The sequence below is a fragment of the Photobacterium rosenbergii genome, assembly GCF_003026455.1.
Taxonomy (GTDB): Bacteria; Pseudomonadota; Gammaproteobacteria; order Enterobacterales; family Vibrionaceae; genus Photobacterium; species Photobacterium rosenbergii.
Genome location: NZ_PYMB01000013.1, coordinates 21,735 through 45,968, shown reverse-complemented (window position 1 = coordinate 45,968; position 24,234 = coordinate 21,735). Strand labels below are relative to the sequence as shown.

The 24,234-nt window shown below is 45.0% G+C and carries 23 protein-coding genes; 12 read left to right on the top strand and 11 right to left on the bottom strand.

Annotated elements, in window-relative coordinates:
• The first annotated feature begins 167 nt into the window (after positions 1 to 167).
• The 5 genes from C9J01_RS19975 (at position 168) to C9J01_RS19955 (ending at position 6,055) form a co-directional block, all read left to right on the top strand.
• Positions 168 to 1,181 carry a helix-turn-helix transcriptional regulator gene (locus C9J01_RS19975; RefSeq protein ID WP_107299906.1) on the top strand — a complete coding sequence of 338 codons (1,014 nt, stop codon included), beginning with the start codon at positions 168 to 170 and terminating at the stop codon, positions 1,179 to 1,181.
• Positions 1,182 to 1,309: 128 nt separating this feature from the next.
• Positions 1,310 to 2,764 (top strand): TolC family protein, encoded by a 1,455-nt coding sequence (locus C9J01_RS19970; protein ID WP_107299905.1) that lies wholly within the window; start codon positions 1,310 to 1,312, stop codon positions 2,762 to 2,764.
• Positions 2,761 to 3,750 (top strand): HlyD family secretion protein, encoded by a 990-nt coding sequence (locus C9J01_RS19965; protein WP_107299904.1) that lies wholly within the window; start codon positions 2,761 to 2,763, stop codon positions 3,748 to 3,750. The genes C9J01_RS19970 and C9J01_RS19965 overlap by 4 nt, the downstream gene beginning before the upstream one ends.
• A complete protein-coding gene (locus C9J01_RS19960) occupies positions 3,747 to 4,892 on the top strand; it encodes an ABC transporter permease (protein WP_107299903.1) in 1,146 nt (381 codons plus the stop codon). Before C9J01_RS19965 ends, C9J01_RS19960 begins: the two co-directional genes overlap by 4 nt.
• A complete protein-coding gene (locus C9J01_RS19955) occupies positions 4,889 to 6,055 on the top strand; it encodes an ABC transporter permease (RefSeq protein WP_107299902.1) in 1,167 nt (388 codons plus the stop codon). The genes C9J01_RS19960 and C9J01_RS19955 overlap by 4 nt, the downstream gene beginning before the upstream one ends.
• Before the next feature lie 58 nt (positions 6,056 to 6,113).
• Here C9J01_RS19955 and C9J01_RS19950 read toward each other — a convergent pair whose 3' ends face one another.
• Positions 6,114 to 6,746: a heme-binding beta-barrel domain-containing protein gene (locus C9J01_RS19950; protein ID WP_107299901.1), complete on the bottom strand. Its 633-nt coding sequence runs from the start codon at positions 6,744 to 6,746 to the stop codon at positions 6,114 to 6,116.
• Positions 6,747 to 7,167: 421 nt separating this feature from the next.
• Complete coding sequence (locus tag C9J01_RS19945; RefSeq protein ID WP_107299900.1) at positions 7,168 to 7,644, bottom strand: CreA family protein; 477 nt, start codon at positions 7,642 to 7,644, stop codon at positions 7,168 to 7,170.
• Positions 7,645 to 7,865: 221 nt separating this feature from the next.
• On the opposite strand from C9J01_RS19945, the gene C9J01_RS19940 reads away from it, so the two are divergent.
• Positions 7,866 to 9,632: a lysophospholipid acyltransferase family protein gene (locus C9J01_RS19940; protein WP_107299899.1), complete on the top strand. Its 1,767-nt coding sequence runs from the start codon at positions 7,866 to 7,868 to the stop codon at positions 9,630 to 9,632.
• A 59-nt stretch (positions 9,633 to 9,691) separates the two neighbouring features.
• Here C9J01_RS19940 and C9J01_RS19935 read toward each other — a convergent pair whose 3' ends face one another.
• The 5 genes from C9J01_RS19935 to ovoA all read right to left on the bottom strand — a co-directional run bounded on the left by C9J01_RS19935 (position 9,692) and on the right by ovoA (position 14,421).
• On the bottom strand, positions 9,692 to 10,786 hold the full coding sequence (locus C9J01_RS19935) for a hypothetical protein (RefSeq protein WP_107299898.1): 1,095 nt from the start codon (positions 10,784 to 10,786) through the stop codon (positions 9,692 to 9,694).
• Positions 10,787 to 10,876: 90 nt separating this feature from the next.
• A complete protein-coding gene (locus tag C9J01_RS19930; protein WP_107299897.1) occupies positions 10,877 to 11,323 on the bottom strand; it encodes an META domain-containing protein in 447 nt (148 codons plus the stop codon).
• 105 nt (positions 11,324 to 11,428) lie between these two features.
• Positions 11,429 to 11,758: a hypothetical protein gene (locus C9J01_RS19925; protein WP_107299896.1), complete on the bottom strand. Its 330-nt coding sequence runs from the start codon at positions 11,756 to 11,758 to the stop codon at positions 11,429 to 11,431.
• Positions 11,759 to 11,846: 88 nt separating this feature from the next.
• Positions 11,847 to 12,152, bottom strand: coding sequence for a DUF1289 domain-containing protein (locus C9J01_RS19920; RefSeq protein WP_107299895.1), 306 nt, complete (start codon positions 12,150 to 12,152; stop codon positions 11,847 to 11,849).
• A gap of 142 nt (positions 12,153 to 12,294) precedes the next feature.
• Positions 12,295 to 14,421 (bottom strand): 5-histidylcysteine sulfoxide synthase, encoded by a 2,127-nt coding sequence (gene ovoA / locus C9J01_RS19915; RefSeq protein ID WP_107299894.1) that lies wholly within the window; start codon positions 14,419 to 14,421, stop codon positions 12,295 to 12,297.
• A 205-nt stretch (positions 14,422 to 14,626) separates the two neighbouring features.
• On the opposite strand from ovoA, the gene C9J01_RS19910 reads away from it, so the two are divergent.
• Complete coding sequence (locus C9J01_RS19910) at positions 14,627 to 15,184, top strand: hypothetical protein (RefSeq protein WP_107299893.1); 558 nt, start codon at positions 14,627 to 14,629, stop codon at positions 15,182 to 15,184.
• 82 nt (positions 15,185 to 15,266) lie between these two features.
• Here the strand turns inward: C9J01_RS19910 and C9J01_RS19905 are convergent, their stop codons facing one another.
• Positions 15,267 to 15,575, bottom strand: a complete 309-nt coding sequence (locus C9J01_RS19905) for a hypothetical protein (protein ID WP_107299956.1) — start codon at positions 15,573 to 15,575, stop codon at positions 15,267 to 15,269.
• 559 nt (positions 15,576 to 16,134) lie between these two features.
• On the opposite strand from C9J01_RS19905, the gene C9J01_RS19900 reads away from it, so the two are divergent.
• Complete coding sequence (locus tag C9J01_RS19900) at positions 16,135 to 16,626, top strand: GNAT family N-acetyltransferase (protein ID WP_107299892.1); 492 nt, start codon at positions 16,135 to 16,137, stop codon at positions 16,624 to 16,626.
• Between the two features lie 22 nt (positions 16,627 to 16,648).
• On the opposite strand, the gene C9J01_RS19895 is transcribed toward C9J01_RS19900, so the two are convergent.
• Entirely contained in the window at positions 16,649 to 17,197 is a 549-nt protein-coding gene (locus C9J01_RS19895; RefSeq protein WP_107299891.1) for a GNAT family N-acetyltransferase, read from the bottom strand.
• A 145-nt stretch (positions 17,198 to 17,342) separates the two neighbouring features.
• Positions 17,343 to 17,780, bottom strand: coding sequence for an SRPBCC family protein (locus C9J01_RS19890; protein ID WP_237157022.1), 438 nt, complete (start codon positions 17,778 to 17,780; stop codon positions 17,343 to 17,345).
• A 1,295-nt stretch (positions 17,781 to 19,075) separates the two neighbouring features.
• Here C9J01_RS19890 and C9J01_RS19885 point away from each other — a divergent pair.
• From C9J01_RS19885 to C9J01_RS19870, 4 genes are all read left to right on the top strand, one after another.
• Positions 19,076 to 20,116 (top strand): amino acid ABC transporter substrate-binding protein, encoded by a 1,041-nt coding sequence (locus tag C9J01_RS19885; RefSeq protein WP_107299889.1) that lies wholly within the window; start codon positions 19,076 to 19,078, stop codon positions 20,114 to 20,116.
• A 117-nt stretch (positions 20,117 to 20,233) separates the two neighbouring features.
• Positions 20,234 to 21,508, top strand: coding sequence for an amino acid ABC transporter permease (locus tag C9J01_RS19880; protein WP_107299888.1), 1,275 nt, complete (start codon positions 20,234 to 20,236; stop codon positions 21,506 to 21,508).
• Position 21,509: 1 nt separating this feature from the next.
• Entirely contained in the window at positions 21,510 to 22,607 is a 1,098-nt protein-coding gene (locus C9J01_RS19875) for an amino acid ABC transporter permease (protein ID WP_107299887.1), read from the top strand.
• 22 nt (positions 22,608 to 22,629) lie between these two features.
• A complete protein-coding gene (locus tag C9J01_RS19870) occupies positions 22,630 to 23,397 on the top strand; it encodes an amino acid ABC transporter ATP-binding protein (protein WP_107299886.1) in 768 nt (255 codons plus the stop codon).
• An 84-nt stretch (positions 23,398 to 23,481) separates the two neighbouring features.
• Here the strand turns inward: C9J01_RS19870 and C9J01_RS19865 are convergent, their stop codons facing one another.
• Entirely contained in the window at positions 23,482 to 24,027 is a 546-nt protein-coding gene (locus tag C9J01_RS19865; protein ID WP_237157021.1) for a hypothetical protein, read from the bottom strand.
• Positions 24,028 to 24,234: the final 207 nt, after the last annotated feature.

Here is a 24,234-nt window from a genome sequence, read left to right as displayed (position 1 = left end):
CTTTCCGTTAAACCTGTATCAAAAGAGCCAGCGTAATTACGCTGGCTCTACTTTATCTTTTTTAAGTGCCTCCCTTCTTACTTGCTCTCCCCTTCGCCTCAGCATTTGCCATATTGCAGCGCCGCTCTACCCTTAAAAGTTAGAGTAGGTCCAGATGAATCCAGCATATGAGTAGTAGCAAAGATCCTGTTGTTCCTTTAATTAAGTCAGGCTACGCACGGGTACTGGTAGAGATTTTCTACGAGTATAACCATGACCCTCACCAAGCCATTAAAGACTCAGGGCTTCCGCCAGATCTGTTTGATCTTGACCAGGAGTTCTTACCCCAAGAGCCAATGAAAAAGCTGATATACCTATTGGCGAACCAGTTAGGGATCACTCAGTTTGGTGATATTTTGCGAACTGCTATCAGGCGCAAAGCCATCCCGCGCCTTATAGGGGAATTTTCGCAATGCAAAACCGTTAAGGAGGCTTTAGAGCTTAGTCAGGCCGTATTTCTTTATGATTCCACTGTTGCCAATGTTGGCCTGGAAACCAGCCATGGCAGAACCTGGTATTGGTGCAAACGTAAAGTTGATGAAAGTGCTTTATTCTTATGGTCTGAAATTTGGGCTGTGCTTTATGCAGTGGAATTTATTAGTGTACTGACTCAGAGAGACTGGCTACCTACTCAGATTAAAATCCAATCAGACTGTGCGGATGTATATCAATCGATTCTGGGCAATTCGATCCAGTATTTTGTTGCTAATGAGCGGGTGGAATGGCTTATTGATGACGAAGTGTTGGCGTTGCCGCTAAGAATTAGCCCCAAGGCATTTGAAGAGAAAAAGCCATTGGTTAGTTGGCATGCAAATTTTACTGACCGCGTTTTTACTTCATTACTGCCCTATGTCCGAGAGCATAACCTTACCCTTGAAGAAGCGGCGGAACTTCTTAGCATGACGCCGCGAACACTGCAGAGAAGGTTGACCGAAGAACGCACCAGTTTCAGGCGGATAAAAGATAACCTCCTCTACACAGTAGCGGTAGATATGATGGGCGAGCAGTTGTCCCTCACCCATATTGCCAACCAGCTGGGCTACTCCAACATTGCCCACTTTTCCCGCTCCTTCAAGCGCATTAGCGGTCTTACCCCGAAGGTTTACCAGAAAATCATCTTGAGTTTGAATGATGAGCCCTAGAAGACCCTATTGCTAGCCTGTGACTCCCTGTAATTTGCGTGACTTGCATCACGGTTATTGATTTTTAGAGTTATTACTCTAAAATTGGCGATTCAAGCTACGAAAACAGGCATATAGGTAACTTCACAATGAGAATGACGCCAGTTGCGGTGCTCACCTGCTGGGCAATGACGGTTGTACCGATGTCGGCAGGGGCTAATACTCTAGAAGGGAATAGCTCGCTCAATCCGGTATTTTCCGACACCACGCCAGTTAAGGCGCAACACACTGTCAGTTTTTTGGATGCCTGGCAGGCGGTGTTAAGCCAGAATGATGGCCTGGCAGCCGAGCGTGCCAATATTGAACGCTCAGAAAATATGCAAGATGCTGCAAGGGATTTGTACTTACCATCCATTAGTGCGACAGCCAAATATACCCGGCTTGATAAACCCGTTGAAATCAAGCCCTCTGATCTTATTGATAGCATGCCGATTGGCTCTGTTGTGCCTTCCCTACCTATTGTTGACCAGTTATTTACCTCCCAGTTGACCAAACGAGAGGTCTTTACCAGTTCTATCCGTGCGGTGTGGCCAATTTTTACCGGTGGCCGTATTAGTGCTGCCCAGGATATCGCTAAAGGTCAGACAGAAGAAGCTACCCATTTGTTAGCGATGAAGCAGCAAGTCACCTTTGAAGACCTTTCCAAATTCTATTTTGGTGTTGCGCTTACTCAAACGGTTCTGGATACACGTATCGAGGTTGAAAATGGCCTTAAAAAGCACTTTGAGCGGGCCCAAAAACTAGAGCAGCAAGGGCAAATTGCCAAAGTTGAACGCCTGCAGGCACAAGCCTCTTACGATAAAGCGCGGGTAGAGCGGCAGAAAGCCCAGCGAGATATGGAAATTGCTCAGGTTGCGTTGACCAAACTTCTGAAAGTTAATTCACCTGCTGTGCCGACCTCTTCGTTGTTTGTGAATGAGTCATTGCCACCTCTATCGGCGTTTATAGACAAAACCTTGGCAGGCTACCCCGGCTTGCAAATTCTTGATGCCAAGAAGAAACAGGCGCAGGGCCTGATGGCGGCTGAAAAGGGTAAATACTACCCAGAGGTGTACCTATACGGTAACTACAACTTGCACGAGGACGACACGCTAGCAGCGAAAACAGCGCCGGATTGGGCCGTGGGTGTAGGCGTTAATATTCCATTACTCGATAGCTCTGGTCGTTCGGGAAAAGTAAAGGCCGCGCACAGTGCCGTTACCCAAGTTAACTACCTACGGGCACAAGCCGAACAGGATCTGACGGTATTGGTTGAAAAAACCTACCGCGAGGCAATGCAGTCATTGGAAGAATATAACGGACTGGCTTCCAGTTTGGATTTAGCAAAAGAGAATGTCAGTTTACGAGAAAAAGCATTTAGCCAAGGTTTGTCGACATCCTTGGATGTGGTTGATGCCGAACTATACCTGGCAAGTGTGAAAACACAGCGGGCAGCGGCAGCCTATCAATATGTCATCTCGCTAACTCGCTTGTTGGCGGTCAGTAGTGAAATTAATAATTTTAAACAATATCAGCAATATCAAGGTTTAGAGGTTCAGTCATGAGAAACGGCAAATCAAGTACGAAGGTGATCGCTGCTGCGGTCTCGGTCACTGCTGTGGTTGGATGGCTGGGCTATCAGTTTTGGTCGGCCTATCAGCCTCAGCCAATACGGCTACAAGGGCAGGTTGAAGCCCAACATTACAATATTTCTTCCAAGGTGCCAGGTCGGATACAACAAGTGCTGGTCCGCAAAGGCGACATGGTAGAAAAAGGTGATTTGATTTTCACGCTTTCTAGCCCAGAAATTGATGCCAAACTCGAGCAGGCACGAGCTGGTGAGCAGGCAGCCGATGCTATGTCTCAGCAGGCGGAAAAAGGGGCTCGGGAGCAAGAGATCGCCGCTGCACAAGATCAGTGGCAAAAAGCCAAAGCGGCCTCAGCCCTGATGCAAAAGACCTATCGCAGGGTCGACAACCTATACAAAGAAGGGGTGATGGCCGAGCAAAAACGCGATGAAGCCTATACCCAATGGCAGGCAGCACGTTATACCGAACAAGCCGCCTACCAGATGTATACCATGGCCAAAGAAGGTGCGCGCGTAGAAACAAAACGTGCCGCTGCTGAAAAAGCTCGTATGGCTTCCGGAGCGGTTGCTGAAGTCGAAGCTTATGCCGCTGACACCCAGATCTCTAGCTGGTTTGATGGTGAAGTCAGTCAGGTGTTACTGCACGAAGGTGAGCTTGCTCCACAAGGTTTCCCTGTCGTCAGCGTGGTCGATATGGAAGACGCATGGGCGTTGTTCAATATCCGTGAAGATAACCTAAAAAACTACCCACAGGGCAAACAATTTGAGGCGATGATTCCGTCGCTAGGTGATGAAAGCTATACCTTCAAAGTGACACATGTCGCTGTGATGGGGGATTTTGCAACTTGGCGAACTACGGATCCCGCCCAAGGGTTTGATATGCGTACCTTTGAAGTGGAAGCCCGTCCGGTTGCTCCGATTACAGGGCTTCGTGTCGGCATGAGTGTGATTGTCAGCGAATGAAGATCCAACTCGCACGAGAATGGCGGTTGATCCGCGAAGAGCGCTGGCTATTATCGTTGACGACATGGTTGCCATTGATGCTGTTTGCCATCATTTGGGCAATATTCTCTTCAGGCATTGCAAGGGATTTACCCGTTGGCGTCGTTGATTTAGACCATAGCCAATTATCACGCCAGTTGGTCCGGTATTATGATGCCAACCCGACCTTGGCGGTGGCTAACTATTACCCATCGGTGGCCGAAGGCTCCCACGCTCTTAAGGGGGGAGATATCTATGCGTTGGTAGTGATCCCAACGAATTTAGAACAAGACACTAAGCTAGGGAAATCACCAACAGCGACAGTTTTCTATAACAGCCAGTTTGTTCTTATTGGCAAGTCGGTGAAATCGGCAGTGGTACAAGCCCAAGGGACGCTCAATGCACAAATCGATACCTTGAGAAACATGGCCTCCGGCAGTCGGGTACCCCAGCAAGCATTGGGGTTAGCCGTCCCGGTTAGGAACCAAATTACGCCGTTATATAACAGCAATAGTCATTATGGCCAGTTCTTGGTATCAGCGACGATTCCAGCGATATGGCAAATTGCGATTGTTATCACGACCATCATTGCGTTGTCTGCTGAGCAGCGAAAGGGTGGGCTCAAGGCGTGGTTAGGAAACGCACCAACGCGTCACCTTATCATTAAGCTTATGCCGTATACCTTACTGTTTTTCATACAAGGTCTTATTTTTATCACTGTTTTGTATGGTGCGTTGAATTGGCCAATGCACGGCCAGTGGTGGATTTTGTTGTTTGCCCAGTTTCTGATGGTATTGGCTTGCCAAGGTGTTGCATGTGTCTTGTACTTGTTCACGCTTGATGCGACCAAGGCAATGAGCTTAGCTGCAGGCTTTACCGCGCCCGCATTTGCTTTTGTTGGTGTGACATTCCCAGCAACAGACATGCCTAATTTTGCCCTAGTGTGGCGTGCAATGTTACCGGCAACCCATTATTTGGATGTCCAGTTACATCAAGTGAACCACGGAATGACTTTTCAGCAGGCAACTCCACAGCTGCTTTGCTTAATTGCTTTTCTGATCACTTGGCTGCTGGCCGCGGGGCGTGTGACTCGGTTGAGTAAAGTAGAAGAGGTGAGAGTATGAGTTGGCGCTCGCTATTCCAATTTGAGCTAAAAGCGATTTTTACCAACCCATCGATCCTTTTTACCGTGTTTGGTGGGGTGCTGATTTATTCGTTCCTCTACCCGTTGCCTTATACCAACCAGTTGCCAAGGGAACAACAAATTGTGGTAGTAAACCTTGATCAGTCTGCGCTAGGGCGCAAGCTCGAACGTATGGTTGATGCTACTCCTGAGGTGGTGATTGCTGCAAGGGCTGAGTCCGTGGATGCGGCTAAAGCGCTCGTGAACCAAGGCAAGGTGCAAGGGTTACTGGTGATCCCCAAAGATTTCCAACGAGACGTCTTACTTGGAAAAAGCCCGACCTTAGCCTACGGCGGCGATGCCGCTTATTTTTTGGTGTACGGCACTATTGCTGAAGGGATAGCGACCGCTGCGGGTACGTTAGGGGCTGAGGTCAAAGTCGCTAGAATGGTCTCCGCTGGCGGCGATATAGCTTTGGCTACTGAGCAATACACGGCGATAAAACTGAACGCTCAGCCAGTCTTTAACCCAACAATGGGTTACGTAAATTATGTCGTACCGGCTGTATTTGTCCTGATTCTGCATCAAACACTGCTTATTGCCGTTGGTTTGCTCGGTGGTGGCCAGAATGAGTATCTCCGCGCCGGGGAAAGTGGCTATTGGCTGCATTATCCGGCAAGGCGTGTTGTTGTGGTGCGCGGTATTGTTTTTACCCTTATCTACCTGCCACTGGTTATGTATTACTTTGGCTTTAGCTTCAGTTATTACAACATTAGCCGACTCGCCTCGATACAGGATCTCATGTTGGTTACGGTGCCATTTCTACTATCGGTGATTTTTCTTGGCATGATTTTGGGGCAGTTGATCCCGAGAAGGGAATTGGCAACGGTCGTGGTCTTGTTAAGCTCGCTGCCACTCGTTTTTTCAGCGGGGTTTATTTGGCCGGTAGAGATGATCCCTACACCTGTGACATGGCTTGCTCAGTTAGCGCCTTCAACGCCAGCGATTAATGCTTTTTTACGCCTAAACCAAATGGGGGCTGGCTTTGATCAAATCCTATCTTTATGGGGGCAATTGTGGCTACAAGCCCTTATATATGGCGCCATTGCGGTAAGGTTAATGCTGAGGGTTAAACGCCAGAGTAAGCAGGCTGTTAAATTATAAATAAAAAGAGTGATGCCATATTACAGCATCACTCTTTTTTAATTATCCGTTAATACGTTTATTCTACTTTTACCAAAATACTAGAATCAGTATGGGAAACAGACTGACCGTAAATATCTAATAAGGTCGTCTGTGAATATGTCATCTTGTCATCTTCAACTTGAATACTCATCGTAAAATCGGTAGTAGTAGCATTTTCTGTCATATAGTTTGACTCAGCAATTCCGCGATCTGAGGCAACCAGTGTCATTTGGTTTCCTGCTGCACCTTCTGCAGTTACACAGGTATTTCTCGGTACACAGAATGAGTTATAAACCTTCTGGTTAGCTTTGTCATAAACAAAGTATCCTCGCTGGTCATGGAACTTTGAATCATCCGCTTTACGGAATACTTCCTGCTTGTAATAGAGTGCGACAAGGTATTGGTCACTGGCATTAGTAGCATCAGCAGCGACCTCGAATGTGATGGTTTCATAGAAAGGCGTGACAGCTGGAGTACCTGCCGCAACATCCAAGTCTTTTTGCGCGGGTGCAATATCAACACCACCGGCATCCGCTGAAATCCAGGTACCAACCAGTTGAGCGAGTGGTCCGAAGTCCAACCCATCAATTATCGTGCTTTCATTGTCATCAGCAATAACAGGTAGGGACAGGCTGGCCGAAAGAGCAAGAGCAATTGTTGTGTTTTTCATATTGAGCTTCCTTTTGATTTTTCATTTAAGATGAATTAATTCTTTTTGTGGAGGCTACTTTATATGAATAAATAATGGTTAATTATTGATCTGTGTTAATTATTGCTTGTGTAAATGGTTTTAGCTGTTAATTATGTGATGAGGGAATATTGCTGTTTATATTTTCTTACCTTTTGTAATCTTTGCTTGTACCTTTAGTTGAAATTAAAAGTGAAATTTTACTTTAAAATGAAAGTGGATGGAGTTTGATCTATTCATAGGGATAATTAGGAAAGGCTCGATTTAGAGTGTATTTATAATCGAAGAACGCTAACAATATTAATTGATATATCAATAGCAGATATGTCTTTATGTACAATCCACTCTTTGATTCTTTTTATTCTGAGGAGACGAAGGGGGGAATTCCCCCTCCGAATAAGGGTTACTCTGCTGGTGTAGGCGCCTGATAGGCTTTTGTTCCCCAAAGAGGTACGGTAGACAGGCTGTGCTTGAAGCTACCTTCAGTTTCTTTGGTTGTGTATGACAGATACAGCAGCGTCTGGTTTTCAGCGTCATAGATACGACGGACTTTCATCGTCTTGAAGAAGATGCTTTTTGACTTTTTGAAGACCACTTCGCCAGATTTAGACTTATCTATCTGTGCGATCATCTCTGGAGTAATGTCACCGGTCTGACGGCAAGAAATAGAACTGTCACTCGGATCGGCAAGGCTCAAGTTTGCTTCTATAGAAGCAATATGACAGGTTACACCGGTAACAACGTCATCTTTCAAATGGCCGATTTTGATATCCTTCATGGTGAACATGCCTAGGCTTACGTCACCAACTTCATCATCCGAACAACCACTCAGCGCTGTGGTTGCGGCAAGCAGACCTGCTAGCAGTATTTTTGATTTCATTATTATTTCTCCATCATTTTTCATCATGATAGCAGCAACTTGGCGCTAATTTCTATTTCCTCGGTGATGAAGTTGAATTTCTCGCTAATGTAACAGGCAAGTTTGTGCTTCATCATATCGTCGTATTTCGCTCATTATTTTGCCGTAAAAGTGAAACGGTTCGGTCATCTGGCTGTTTCATAATTTTCATTCACTGGTTGAATGAATAAACAGGTAAAAACATGGAAGTGACAAGTCCTTTCCGTCTTCCTCGAAAGACGCCATTCGGTGTTGGGGAACATGTTACTGAGTGGGCGACAGGGTTAAAAAAGCTGGATAATTTTTATGCTGCTCGCCCAATAGGTGGCGATGTGTCTGCTTTTCTCCGTTATGCCTTGGATACGTTAGGTATTCAATATTCGATTAAGCAGGGCTCCCTCGCTCAAGTGCCCGCGATGGGGGCAACGGTTGTGGTGGCTAACCATCCACTGGGTTGTGTTGAAGGGGTTATCTTGGCAGAACTACTACGCTCAGTTCGCAAAGACATCAAGATACTTGCTAATCATTACTTGAAAACCGTCCCGGAGTTGGATGAGTTGTTCATTGGGGTTGATGTGTTTGAGGGGCCTCAAGCCGTTAAGGCCAATGTGAAAGCGTTAAGGGAAGCGAACAAACATCTCGCTAACGGTGGGTTACTATTGATCTTTCCGGCGGGAGAAGTGTCGGCTTATGATCATAAAACGCGAAGTATTACCGATAAAGACTGGAGCCACTCTGTTAGCCGGTTAATCAGTAAAAACAAAGCGACGACAATACCCGTGTATATTGATGGCAAGAACAGCCGAAAGTTTTATATGGCAGGCAGGATCCATCCCTTGCTAAGAACACTGATGTTAGGGCGTGAGTTGCTCAATAAGCGTGACAGACAAATTAACCTAGCCATTGGTGAAGCAATAAGCTTCAAGGAAATCAAAGGGTTTGAAGATCATAAACAGCTGGTTAATTATCTGCGACTGAATACCTATTTGTTAGGGAGCCAGCTAAGGAGTGCCCATAAACCGATATTGGCTCACTCTCTGGATGACGCTGAAGCCATTGCATCTTCTGTAGGTCCGGAAAAACTATCGAATGAGATTAGCCAGTTGGATGAAAGTGAGCATTTACTTTCGTCTGGGCAGTTTGATGTCTATTGTACGAAAGCTGCTCGTATTCCTTCATTGATGGCTGAGTTAGGTCGGATCCGGGAGGTGAATTTCCGTGCGGTTGGAGAAGGTACCGGCAAAGCCACTGACATTGATGAGTTTGACCAATACTACCACCACCTGTTTGTTTGGGATCGCGAAAACCAATGTTTGGTAGGTGCTTATCGTCTTGGCTTAGTGGATGAAATATTAGCAGAGCAGGGAGTGAGTGGGCTGTATTCTCGGACTCTGTTTAAATACGATGAGCGCTTTATTCGCCAACAAGGAAATGCAATTGAACTCGGTCGCTCGGTTATTGCGGCTGAGTATCAAAAGAGTTTAAGTGCCTTACTGCTGTTATGGAAAGGCATTGCGACGTTTGTCTCTCGCCACTCTGGCTACACACATTTGTTTGGGCCTGTTAGCATCAGCAATGATTACAGCCCTGAAGCCCGGTATCTTCTCGCTGAAAGTATGGCCGTGCACCATTATGATAGCCAAAGTGCCGAGTTAGTATCGCCGAGTAACCCATTGATCCCCAAAGAGCCTTCATTTTGGCAAAGAGAGATGCTTTCGTCGTTGGCGGATATTCAATTGCTCTCTAAGGTAATTTCCCGTCTGGAAGGAGGTAAAGGCGTACCTGTATTACTTAGGCAATACCTCGGTTTGAATGGCAAATTAGTGTGTTTTAATGTTGATGCCGATTTCAATGACGCCCTTGATGGGTTGATCGTGGTGGATTTACGAGATGTGGCTGTAAAAACCTTAGGGAAGTATATGGGTAAGCCAGAAGCAAAAGCGTATCTGGCTCAGTTTGATGTTAATTGATAGGTTGCTAGATGGAGGGAAGCGAGTGCTTCCCTCCAGATTTTGACAAAGCGCTGCCGTTAGTCATCTTCATTTTCTTTGATATGGCTAAGCTGCCAGAGCTTTTCAGCTTGCGTGCCAATCAGCCAGAAACTAAGGGCTAGCAAGGCAAAGAATACTGTCTTGTGCATTGCATCCCAGAAGTACTCAAAGTAACGGGTGTAGAGGTTTATCAGTAGGAAGGTGATACCAAAACTGCGCGTCAGTTTGTCAGCATGTTTGATCCCGTGGTAGAGCAAGCCCAAACACACTAATCCGGATAGTAGCGCCCAAGGTAAAAATGAGACTTGTGACACCTTCGACCAGGTTGCAGCATTAGTATGATTGCCAAATAGGGAGACCAACCAAAGCGCAAATAGTAAATAAAACAATCCGATGAAACGGGTTGGCTCTTGCAGGTAGGCAAACCGGTTAGTTGCAACGGGTGTACCTGCAGCTATATCTGCTTTATTTCCTTTGTTTTGGGCAAAAAACCACGCAGTTGCCAAGACAATCAAGCCAATGATCACTAACCGCCAAGCCATGTTAAGGCCCAGGAAGTAGTCTGAGGGCTCAGAAAAATAGCTCGATTGCTCCAATCCCCATGCTGCGAAGCTCAGCAATGCGAAAATCCAAATCAGCATACTGGAGAGTCGGAAACCAATAACACCGTAGATGAGTGTTAAAGCGAGCAAGAAGAAAGCTATATGGGTGTCAGCAAACAGTGCTGTCTCCCTTAGGAAGCCAATAGATACCGCTGTCCATAAAACGCCAAAGAAATACATGGCTTCATTGCTGAAATATTTTTCGGGGTAACGACGTCGACGCTTCACGCCAAAAGCGAAGGAGGCGATAGCTAACCCAGCACTTACGACCGATAAAACACTGGCTGGCGTATCAATGAGGCTTGCCAGTAATGCCATAAGATAGTCGTCTGCCAATAACACGCCAATAGAAATGACAAAGCAGGTAATGGCGATCCAAAAAGAATAGACAGCCAGCAATTTCCAATCAAAACCAACGACCTCATAGCTATTGCGTAAGGATTCTGCGGTATCGGCATTGATCCGTTTATCTTTTTCCCATTGGGAAATGGCCTCGTTGAGGGTTTTGGCTTGTCGTTTGTTTATTTTCATAACGAAACACAACTTGGTTCTGTGAACCGGTCCTTGGAAAATAAAGCGCAGCCAAACGGCTGCGCATGAAAGTGATGGGATGTGCCGAATTTACTGGCTATCTTCCGTGGCAATTTCTTCAGGGGTGAAGGTCAAAATGTGCTGCTCTGAAGTTAAGGTTAAGATATTGTTTTCTAAGGCAGCATTGTTCCACTCTTGAAGAGACTGAGTCATGACGGCTTCAACGGTTGCCTGATCATCTTGGATACAAGCCATTTTAGTTGAGCCCATGCCAGTGAGGCGGATCCGATTGCTGTCCGCTAATTCAATTTGGCCGAAGAATCGGTTACAGCCACCAAACCCTGAGACTTTTAAGTCAGCATCAACGGCCATGCCCGGGACAATTCGAGGTTCCGTAATGGTGATCTCTTTACCGTCGACCTTAGTTAATACCCAACTTTGTTGTAGGTTTTTGGCTGAAAAGCCTTGTTCTAGTTCAGCATCACAGCCTGTGAGTAGAAAGAACAGGGGAGCCAAAATAAGTAGCCACTTTTTCATATACATTACCTCAGAGGTTTGCCGTGTAAGGGCTTAAGTCAACGATAGCCTGATCAATAGTTGTTTTGAATAATAGTAGCACTACCAACCAGTTATCTAGAAACATCAATAGTGACCACGGCCAAAAAAGTTAACTTCCCCTTGCTTGTAGTGGAAGCCACTTTGTTTATCCTGATCAAACTTTTGCAATGCCCGCTGGGCATCACAATAACTGCCATGATCTGCGAACGCTTCGCGACTGGCATCTATAGCCCTTTCTGCCATGCGGCGAGTTTCAGGTGTTGACTGACTATCACTAAACAGAATTTGCTGTTGGCTGAGTAAGGTTTCCATTTTCTTCAAGCATATTTGCTCGTTGTCTGGCAATGCATTGCTCGCTGTTACTCGCAATGGGAACAAAACAGAAACCAGAAGGAGTACTCTTACTGCAGTCATCTTAGTGCGCCGTTTTAGATAGGGTGAATTATAATACACTGTTCAATAAAAACAAGCTTGTGTTTATGGTGTTGTTTTTATGTGGGTTTTATAGCAGAGGAAGCTTCTCTAGGCAATGGCGGCATAGACAGGTACCAGACGGAATACCGGAGGTATCACGTTTGGTTAATTCAAAACACCAACAAGTCTCTTTGCCTGCACTGATCTCACAATACGCCGGTTGACCACATTGGCTGCAAGTGTGTGTGGAGTGTTGTCCTTGGATCTGTTGGATTTTTTGTTCTTGTTCAGAATCACTCATGGTACGCCACGCCGTTAGTTCAGACATTGTTCGGTGGCATCCACTACAGATACCTTCATTGTTTTTACATTTTGCTACGCAAGGGGTTTTCACTGCTGATATTACTATGATGAGTATTTGAAGCGCACAACATAGCATATACCCAAGTGACTGCAAGTTGCTGATCAGTAAGTTGACCGTATATTAACGTGTTATTGCCCCAGTACCTCAAGAGGTACCGGGACAAGAGACTAGATTAATGGTTACTGTCTCGTTTTCGCCAAATCGTCATTTCAGAAACCGAATGCTGGAACTTGCGCTTGGTTTCCCTGATCACGAATGGGATTTCTTTTACGGCGATGAGCTCAAAGTGGGAAATAAGGGTCTCGGTCAGCCCGTCTAAGGTTGTGAAGTTTTCACCGTTGACTTTAATCCCTCCAAGCCAGTTTTCTTTATTGGTGTATTCCTCCAGCCAGGTGTAGGGTGAAGCGATAACAAGGTATCCGCCAGGATTGAGCCGCTGGTGGATGCTATTTAGAAACTGCTTGGGGTTGCCGAGGCGATCAATCAGGTTTGATGCATATATTAAGTCATAGTGGCTAAATTGAGGTTTTAGGTTGCAGGCATCCCCTTGGACAAAATTGATTTTGCCAGTGAGGTGCTGATAACCCAACTCAGCCAAGGTCACACACTTAAACTCGACCAAATCACCTTCTGTCCTGATGGTGTAACGCTTTTCTCCCTGTTCAGTAAGCGAATAGGCTTGTTGAATGAAGCGTGCAGAAAAGTCGATACCATCGACATGATCAAATACTTTGGCTAGTTCGAAAGAAGCCCGCCCGACTGAGCAGCCAATATCCAAGGCACGGTGGTGATGGGTTAATTGAATTTCTTGCAAACAGGCTTTTACACCATGGGTACAGAAGTTGGGGACAGAAAAATACTCGTTGCCATAGTGGAATTCTAAGTATTGAGAAATGAGCTCATCGGTCTCGTAGACATTTAAGCTAGCCATAGTTTCAGGGGCTTGATGGGATTCAACATACCTAAACCCTGCATGTTGATAGAAATGGCGCCGGAAGGCATAGCGCGAGGCCTTAATAGATTCATTGCCGGTTGAGATCCAAGACCCGCCTTTTATCAGGTTGTGCTTGCCATCAAATGTAGGGGTTGAGAAGTCATCATAGAGTGGATGAACCCTAAACCCTTGAAAGCCATCAATACTGGTTTCAGTCCATTGCCAAACGTTGCCGATGATGTCACAGAAGCCTTCATGCTCAAACCGGTCGACCGGGCAGGATGAGGCATAATAGCCAAGCTCAATATTGCCGGGGGCTTCATCCCATTGTGGTGAGTCAGAGTCGATATTCTGCCTGAGCAAATACCATTCAGCTTCTGTAAGCAACCGGATAGAGAGTTGCTCCTGTTCCGCTTTCCAATTACAAAATGCTTTTGCCTCTAACTGGTTAACCTCGACAGGCCAATTAAGGGGTAAAGGCGTTTCAGCGGTGAGGTTACGCTGAAACCATTGTCCGTCTTTTTTTCGCCAGAACCGGGGCATCGTTGCTTGGGTATAAGCGAGCCATGCTTTGCCTTCATCATCCCAATAGCGTAGATGGCGATAACCATCCGCTTTGACAAAAGCAAGGTACTCTTGGTTTGAAACTAGATACTTTGACGCTTTGAAGCCAGCGACTTGATACGATTGGCTGCCATATTCGTTGTCCCAACCATAGGTGTTTTCTTCTTCAGTTTTACCGAGTGTTACATGCCCTCCAGAGACACTTAGCAGTCGATTTTCCGGGGCAGTATGCATGTCTGGGCATGAAGGCCATAATGGTGATGGAGTTACATCACCAAGAGGCAATTGGCGAATGATGACTGAAGATGTTTCAAGATGGATTCTTTCGTGTTCAATCCCCATCAGAATGACCCAGGCTGGGTCGTTGTCATTTATTGGGAGGGTGAGTGGGAGTTCATCAATGACTTTATTGACCAAATCCTTCACATCATTTCGGTATTGTTGAACCTCGGCAACAGATGGCCATTGATAATGGGTTTCATCGAGATCATCCCAAGACATTTCATCAACCCCGATAGCAAACATGGATTCAAAGTGAGGGTTGATGCGCTGGTCGATGTATTTTCCCAACTTAAGCTTGTTGATGTAGAAGGTGGCTGTATGGCCGAAGTAAAAAATTAAGGGGTGGCGTAGGGGTTCGGCTTTGACAAAATAAGCATTGTCATTATTAACCACACTAAAAAGGGATTCATAAAGCTCCCAAGTGTGATTAAAAGCGAGTTTGAGTTCATGGCGTTTGTGTTCGATATCATCGCCAGTAAGTGCAATGGTACGAGTCGCAAATGTTGGAACCTTATCCATTGAATCGCTTTCCTTTTCAGTTATTTTCGACAACCTGAAACTTAAAGATAGACAAAGGGAGTATCAGTCATCAAATTAAAATAAAACTATGTAATTTATTGTCTTATTGAGAAATAGTGGTTTTATTTTAACGACATAAAAGTGCAAAAAAGTTTGCCATAATTATTAAGGGTCACATTTCTATGCTGAGAAAATGGAAGAATAAATGGGACAGATTTCTTCAATAAAATGGCAGGTACCGACTTGGACTTTGGTAGCAGTAGGTTTGTTACTCAATATCGTTTCGGCCTTGATTACTAACTTCTATATCGATGACTTAACCCGACAGTCTAATGACATCAATCAGCGCCAACAAAGCAATGAAAAGCTGATTCAGCTAATTTGGCAGCAAGTTGAGACCGTAGAGCGAAAGCGAGAGCACACACTGGTGATACTTAACGCAGCCGAGATGATGCAGTCAGCTCTACCTGAAGAGATCGCAGCGCAAATACAACACGATATTGGTTATTGGCTACCGGATACCCCGTTAGATCTCAATATTGAGAAAGTGCCAGAACTCATGGAAGCTTTAGATGGGGTACAAGCTAGCCAGCGAGAAAAAATTAACGACCTGTATTTGGAAAACCAAGTCTTCATTGATGACAACGCCGAGAAAATGAAAGCCATTTCGCGGCTTAGAAACCTAGCACTGTTCCTCCAAGTTTTAGGGCTAGCTTTTGTATTGGCAAGAGATCTCAATTGGAAAGAAGACCGGGCCCGCTAGGAGGGAGTATGAATTTTTGGGCGGTAGGTCACAAAAGTAAAAGCCCTCCGAAGAGGGCTTTTGCATGTCAGGCGTTCATCAACTATTTGTTAGTAGAGTGGAAAGCGAAGCGTGATGATTGTTTACCACCCTCAGTAGTTGCTTTGTATTTGATTGAGCGAGAGTTTTCTAGTGTCAATGGAATGAAAACTCGACCGTTTGCGTCAGTTTTGTAGCTTTGACGTTGTTGAGGTACGTTGGCAACAGAAACGGTAGCGTTAGCAGCTGGCTGACCATTTTCAGTTACGGTTACCCATGCACCGTTGTGGGTGTCTGCCACACGGATATCAGCAAAGGCTGAAGAAGACATTACGAGCACAGCGGTTGCAGTTAGTACTTTCAAGCTAGACATAATCTTCACCTCGTTATCTATGGCTTCGGCCATATTGTTGTTTGTGTACTTATGTTTGTGACTAAGTTCACGTTCAACCTATAAGACCCGCCTATAAATCGTATCTTTCATCAATTTTATTGTTTTTTTGTATTCACTTAAAATTCAGTGCGTTAACAGTAAAACTTTTTTTCCTTTGAGCATTAAACGGAACTGTTCGCAAAACTTAGTTTGTATCGCTTAAGTGAACGAGCCCATTTGCCTCATTTTCAGTATAGCTATTGGATTGCAGTTAAAGGCACAAATTTTATGTTGTTTTAATCTATGGCTATGACATGTAAAGAAAAAACAAACAAAATCGATTATTTACCGCAATTCCATCACACTACACAATTTCCTTATACTGACGCAGATAAGGAATGGATCAGCGAAATAATTCAATTATAAAATAAACTTATTTTTAGCGGATTTTATAAAGGGATGTTCCGGGGTAGGTGATGATTTGCTCCAATAAATAATTGTTTTTAATCGGTTTATATGTTGTTTTAAAGGTTGGGTTTAAAACACAAGGAGGAAGCCAATGTCGATCATTATCAGGCATGTCGAGAAAGAAGATATCCCAGCTATTCGAGAAATTTATGCTGGGCGCAATGCTTACAGCGGAACATTGCAGCTGCCTCACCCATCACTGGAGCTATGGAAACAGCGTATCGAAAGCCTACCTTCTAATGTTTACAGCTTGCTTGCTGAGCTTGACGGTAAAGTGGTTGGGCAGGCTGGTTTCGCTGTTGAACAAAACCCTCGTCGAAGACATGTGGCGGGTTTTGGGATGGCAGTTCACGATGACTATCAAGGAAAAGGGATCGGAACGGCGCTGCTAACAGAGCTGGTTGACTTGGCAGAGAACTGGATTGGTGTCACTCGCATTGAATTGACCGTGTATACAGATAACATCGCTGCCATTGCGCTCTATGAAAAGCTGGGCTTTGTTATTGAGGGGACTTCACGTAACTATGCCTTGCGCAATGGCGAATATGTGGATGTGTACCAAATGGCAAGGCTTAAGGAATAACAGATGGGTAATCTGTCAGTAACTAGCTAACGGGAAGTGCTTCTGGGCACTTCATTTCGTAGTACTCCATGTTTTCGGTAAGCATGTTTACCCTTACTGCATCATTCTTGGTCATGATATGTTTCATACCAATTTTCTGCATCACTTTACCTGGATTTGTTTCACGGCTGAAATGCTGTCCATAGATAATATCCAGCTTAAGGCGCTTGAAGCCGAACTCAACAATTCTCTCAGCCGCCTCTGTACAGAATCCCTGGCCCCAGTAGGGCACACCAATCCAATATCCTAGTTGCGCTTTGTTGTCTTGGATGTTGTGTAGGCCGATACAACCTATCAACTGTTGGGATGACTTCAAGGTAATTGCGTAGATTGCCGATTGTCCTTTGTGCCAACCAGCAAGGTGCTTACCTATCCACTGACCCGCAACACCATCGGTATAAGGGTGGGGGATATTCAGTGTTCCATTTGCAATTTGTTCATCACCGGCAAGGGCTTGAACTCGCTTGGCGTCAGAAAGCTGAAGTGGGCGCAAGAGCAATCGGTGAGTCGTTAATAATGGTTGATGTGGCATAGCTATCCTCTTAATTGGGCACTTTTATGGTACTAGTAAAGCCCTATTGGACCGTCTTGAACAGCGACCAGATCAAATTAGAGGATAAATATTAAACAATTAGAACATTCGTATGATAATTCAGTTATTTGGAGGAAAAGCTGTTTCAAGGTTGCCAGTGATCCTCACCATAGTCTGCTAAATTGTCCAACGCTCTTTTTATTTGTTTTTCAATAAGGTACTTCATTATCCAACCTGTACCTTTCACTTTTGGGGTAAACATAATTCGGTAGTGGATCATGCTATCGTGTGCATTTAGGCTGTTAAACTTTATCCATCCACCATGCTCTTCTACTGCAGCCCCTTGGATAATCTTATAGTGCAGGTGCTCATTTTGTTTGTAGTCAATCACCTGCTCTTGAACGGTAAATAAGCCGTTAGACACTTCTCGAATAGCACCAATACCGTTACTCTCAGGTTTACCTTCTTTAATCAAGTTGTACTGACCGTTAAAGAAACGGCCCAGGTTACCGTGGTCGGTGAGGAGCTCGAATAGCACTTTCTTCGGAACTTTCGCGGTTTTCTCTAAAGTAATAGTGTACATACCCATAGTACCATCTCCACGAGGACTATTATGCCAGTCTATTGCTTGTTGCGAAGTTGTCAATATGAGGTTTTTGTGGTGTTGCAAGTTCTATTCTGTCATTGATAACGATACATTTTTCTTGTTAATGATAAATTTTCTGTAGAGGTGCTTTACTGTTAACTTGGAATTTAAATGAGTCAAAACAGCAACCTGCGCTACTTTATTTTGAAATTATGTATCTGAGGTCGGAAATAGATGATGTCTATCACAAAAAAAATGCCAAAGAGTATTGCAAAAGACTTAGTAGCCTCTTATATTGGAATCTGTTGATTGTTATTCAGAGGTGGAAATTTCCATACAGGGCTCCTTAAACCGTTAATTAAGGTCAAGTCATTCTCCTCTAGCTACATCACAGTTCTTTAAATCCTCGGTTATTCTAAAGTTGGCATAAGACATGCTTTTACTTTTGTGTTAGGTAATTACCTATTGGATAACAATGAGGATTGACGTTTTTCTTTTACTGAATTGTCATATGGATGTCACAGGGTTCAGTATAAAGTAAAGCGGTATAGGATGAGTAAGAACGGTATTATTAAAGAGAAATATCAACCTTACTCGTTTAGGAAAAATGAGAGGTGTATTATGTCAAATCGTAACCGTCGTCAGTGGTTTTACCATCAGACACAAACAAATAACCTGAAAACTAAATCTAAGTAATGTCGTTGCAGCGCATTCGCGCTAATTGCTTGATTTAAAAGTAGGTTAAAAGCAGTACAGCCAGAGGCACAAGTGATCCAGTGTTTCTGGCATATACTCCCCCTACCTTACCAAATACCTATTACCCTTAATTTTCTATCTACATTCCACGCAATCGTTTTCGTCGCTCAATTATTCTTTTGTATTTAGTTTTAGCACTTGATTGACTGACATATCCTTATTCCTCATAGATGTCTAAACGCCTACTTATATTTGTTTGATAGCTTTACACGTTGGAATAAAGTGTACTTATTGTTGAGTACAATAAGCCTATCTGCCTTTTTAAGGTGCATACCCCTCGCCAAACTGATGACCCCTTTTGATGCAATTATGCACCATGTGTGAACGCCTACCAAAAACAGAATGAGAGAATAAAAGAGATACACCTCTTTTTATTATCAATTAGTTATATATTTCCCCAATGCCACCTATCTTAGTGGATTTTTCTGTTTCAAAGCCTGTGTAATTCTTTGTGGGTATATTGGCACGCCTGTTGCAATTTTGAGACTGCAACATTAATCAAAAGGTTATCTCTAATGGTAGACAGGATGTCCAATATGAAGAAAGTCGTTAATGGTATTTCAATTTCATTATTAGCTTCAGCGTTGATGATGTCGGGCGCAGCAACGGCCGCGCAGGCTTCAAGTGGAGCAACTTTGAAGAAGGTGACAGAAGTCGGTGTTCTAAAGTGCGGTGTGAGTACAGGTCTACCTGGTTTTTCTAGTACCGATGCCAAAGGAAACTGGGAAGGGATTGATGTGGAATACTGCCGGGCAGTTGCTGCTGCGGTTTTGAAAGATGCAAGCAAAGTTCAGTTCGTGCCGCTTACTGCCAAAGAGCGCTTTACAGCACTGCAGTCAGGTGAAATAGATATCCTCTCACGGAATACGACATGGACGATGCAGCGTGATAGCGCCCTAGGTATCAACTTTGTTGGGGTTAACTATTATGACGGCCAGGGCTTTATGGTTAGTAAAGAACTGGGCATTACCTCAGCCAAAGAATTAGATGGTGCTTCGGTATGTATCCAGTCTGGTACCACCACTGAGCTGAACTTGGCGGATTACTTCCGTGTTAATGGGATGAAATTCAAGCCAGTGGTTTTCGATACCTCAGACCAGACAGTGAAAGGGTTTGAAGCGGGGCGCTGCGATGTGCTGACTTCCGATCAATCCCAGCTTTATGCGCTCCGTATCAAATTAGCCGATCCATCTTCTGCGGTTGTGTTACCTGAAGTCATTTCAAAAGAGCCTCTGGGGCCCGTGGTCGCCCAAGGTGATGACCAGTGGTTCAATATCGCTAAGTGGACATTGAATGTAATGGTCAATGCCGAGGAATACGGTATCGATCAGGCGAATATCGACAGTATGAAAAAGTCTACTGATCCTAACGTATTGCGCTTGTTGGGTGTTGAGGGACCTAAAGGGCAGGGCCTGGGTTTAGCCGATGACTGGTCTTATCAAGTACTCAAACAAGTAGGTAACTATGGTGACAGCTTTGAACGCACCGTCGGTACGGGCTCACCATTGAAAATTGCACGTGGACTCAATGCTCTATGGAATGATGGCGGCATTATGTATGCGCCACCTGTTCGCTAACATGGTATTTCAATAAAACGTAAGTTGGCTGGGAAGGGTGCCAGCAGAGACTGGGGAGCTGGCATCCTTTTTACTTTGATTTGCACAGGGATTTAACTTGTTAGTATAGGTGCATAGATGTCTACAAGTGATTTAGAACTGGATTCACCGCTTAACCTTGATTCCAAACCTGCCAGCAACGAGAGTGTTGCAAGAGCTGCTTCAGCTGAGGAAAAAACAGCGCCTCCCTCAGGTGGTTGGAAACGAGTCGTATATAACCCATCAGTGAGAGCCGTATTTTTCCAGTTACTGCTGTTATGTAGTGTTGGGTTCTTTATTTATACCGCGATCACCAATGCATTGGGTAACTTGGAGCAAAGGGGGATCTCGACAGGGTTTGATTTTCTGGGGCAAACAGCAGGCTTTGGCATTGGGATGTCGTTGATCCCCTATGATGAAACCCATACCTATGGTGCCACCTTTATTGTTGGCTTGCTTAATACTGCTTTGGTGGCGGGGTTAGGTATTGCTTTGGCAACGGTGATGGGTTTCATCATTGGGGTCGCACGCCTTTCTAAGAACTGGCTGTTGAGCCGTGTTGCTGCCGTATATATCGAGATATTCAGGAACCTTCCTCTACTGCTGCAGATACTGTTTTGGTACACCGTTGTTTTGCAGGCACTGCCTTCTCCTCGTAATAGCCTGTCTTTTGCTGATGCGGTTTTCCTTAATGTCCGAGGGCTATTTCTACCTGCACTTGAGGTATATCCAGGTGCAGGTTGGGTAGGGCTATCAGTGATTGCTAGCTTGATTGGCGTATTCGCTATTCACCGATTTAAACATCACCGCCAGCAACAAACCGGTCAGGTAATACCCGCGTGGCGTTTAAGCGCATTGATTATGGTTGTACTGCCAATGGCTACATTCTTCCTTGCCGGTAAACCATTGGGTGTCGAGTACCCTGAACTTAAAGGGTTTAACTTCCGTGGTGGTATTGATGTGATGCCAGAGTTGTTTGCCTTGTTAATCGCACTTTCTATCTACACGGCAGCGTTCATCGCTGAAATTGTGCGCTCGGGGATCACGGCAGTGAGTAAAGGGCAAACCGAGGCAGCGAATGCGTTGGGGCTGCCGTCGGGCAAGGTCCTTAAGTTGGTGATAATACCGCAGGCAATGCGGGTCATTATCCCACCGTTGACCAGTCAGTATTTGAATTTGGTGAAAAACTCTTCGCTGGCAATGGCGATAGGTTATCCCGACCTTGTCTCGGTGTTTGCGGGCACCACACTCAACCAGACCGGTCAGGCGATTGAGATCATTGCAATGACGATGGCGGTCTATCTAACGTTCAGTTTATTGACATCATTGTTGATGAATATCTATAACCGCAAAATGGCATTGGTGGAGAGATAATATGAAGGTTTTTCATTTTTCACCCTCAGAAGCTCCACCCTCTAAAATGGTGGGTATTTCGGCATGGCTGAGGGAAAACTTATTTTCTTCTGCTTTGAATACCTTGATTACCGGTGTCATTGCCGGAAGTGTTTTCATTGCATTGGCGAGTATTTTTCAGTGGGCCTTTCTTGATGCAGACTGGGTTGGAGCAAGCAGGGACGACTGTAGCCGTGATGGTGCCTGCTGGGTATTTGTCCAGGCCAGGTTTGAGCAATTTATGTTTGGCTTCTATCCAAGCGATGAAAGTTGGCGCCCCCTTGCCTTTATGATGGGGTTGCTAGGCATGATTGCAGGGATGATGCTAGGCAATGCGAAAGTAAAAAAAGGGCTACTTGCTTTTGCCTTAACAGGCTTTCCAGTGTTATCCGTAGCCTTGCTCTATGGTGGTGTTGCAGGCTTACCTGTTATCGAAACCCATCTTTGGGGCGGTCTGTTGATCACCTTGGTGATTGCCTTAACCGGCATTGTGGTGTCATTGCCATTTGGTGTGGTATTGGCCCTTGGCCGTCGCTCGCAAATGCCTATCGTGCGCAGCTTTAGTACGGTTTACATCGAGTTCTGGCGTGGTGTGCCGCTTATCACGGTGCTTTTCATGGCTTCGGTCATGCTGCCGCTATTCCTATCAGGCGGGACGGAAATCGATAAGTTGGTCAGGGCATTGATTGGGGTTGTCTTGTTTAATGCCGCTTATATGGCCGAGGCTATCCGTGGAGGGCTGCAGTCTATTCCAAAGGGGCAGTTTGAAGCCGCTGAAGCTTTGGGGCTGAGTTATTGGAAATCGATGCGGCTGATCATTTTGCCTCAGGCGTTGAAGATCAGTATTCCTTCTATCGTTAATACCTTTATTGCCTTACTTAAAGACACTAGCTTAGTACTGATAATCGGCATGTTTGATGTCTTGGGTATTGCCCAATCAGCCAATAGCGATCCGGCTTGGCTTGGCTTTTCTACTGAGAGCTTTGTCTTTGCCGCTTTAATTTTCTGGATTATGTGTTTTGGCATGTCGCGGTACAGCATTTACCTGGAAGGTAAGCTGAGTACAGAACACAAACATTAATTAGCACAAGGAAGTCGTGAATATGTATAGCAAAACGGTTTATCAGTCAGTATCGGAAGATTCGGTGATCCGCTTACAGAAAGTCAATAAGTGGTATGGTGAATTTCATGTCCTTAAAGATATCGATTTGAATGTAAGAAAGGGCGAGAAAATAGTGATTTGTGGCCCATCAGGCTCGGGTAAATCAACCATGATCCGCTGTATCAATCATCTTGAAGCGCATCAGCGTGGACAAATAAAGGTAGCCGGGACTGAGCTAACCGATGATCTTAAAAATATCGAACTGGTAAGGCGAGAAGTGGGCATGTGCTTCCAGCACTTTAACTTATTCCCCCATCTAACAGTGTTGGAAAATTGCACCTTGGCACCAGTTTGGGTAAAGAAAATGCCCCAGCAGGAAGCGGAGGCACTTGCTATGGAGTATTTAAAGCGTGTCAGGATTGCCGATCAAGCCCATAAGTTTCCTGGGCAGTTATCGGGTGGCCAGCAACAACGTGTAGCTATTGCCCGTTCACTGACGATGCAACCGCAAGTGATGTTGTTTGATGAGCCAACCTCGGCTTTGGATCCGGAAATGGTACGTGAAGTACTCGATGTAATGGTGGAGTTAGCTTCAGAGGGGATGACCATGTTATGTGTGACCCATGAAATGGGCTTTGCCAGAGAAGTCGCCGATAGGGTGATCTTTATGGATGCAGGGGAAATCATTGAAGAGAATGAACCTGAAGCCTTCTTTAGTAACCCGCAGTTTGATAGAACCCAAGCCTTCCTTGAGCAAATCATTCATTAATCGGCTTTTCAAAGAGAAAGGCGAACAATAAAAAGTTGCTTCCGTTACAACCTCCCTTGGCGTCCACATGGACGCCTTTTTTCTTTATTGGAAAATGGTTCCGTCTATTTGAGCTTGGTCGGGAATATAAGTGATCGTGACACCGCCGAGGTAAATATTGCCTTTTACCACAAGGTACTCTGGTAATTCGGTGATACTTGAATTGGCGAGGTAGAGATCTCCTCCGACATAGAGGTGTGAGGGGAGTTTGGTCAGTTGTGTTCCCATTAGGCTGAGATCGCCTTGTACCTGCAGCCCTTCGCTAATGGCGGCAATTTTAGAGTGGGCAAGGTTGAGGTAACCGCCGATGTGTAACTGGGCTGGTAGATACTCTATATCGCTATAGGCCAAGTTAAGGTTACCGTTGACTGTTAAGGTATTGGGAAGTTGGCGTATCTGGCTATTTTCTAGGTTCAGGTTACCTTTAATAACGAGAGGATCAGGCAAAATGAGTTCGGCAGAGTTACGTAACGAAACATTGCCGTAAGTGTCAGTATGATTGAGTAACTGCTGGGGGATGACAACCGATTTAGCGTGGCTTTGCAGGGCAACGAACAACGAGATAAACAGCCAGATTGAAACGTGTTTCAATAGCAAAAAGCCTTGGAATCCTCGAGTGTTGGCGGTTTTGAACAATCCTAAAATTACCGTGTCCTTTTTCATCACAAGTGTAGATAAGACTCCCATATGACCCATTTTGGTGCGTAGTGCACGGTTTGTAATCATTTGATTGATAGGTTTGAGGTCGGTATTCAATAATTTCATTTAGATAATGACAATGTACCCCAATAAAAAAGG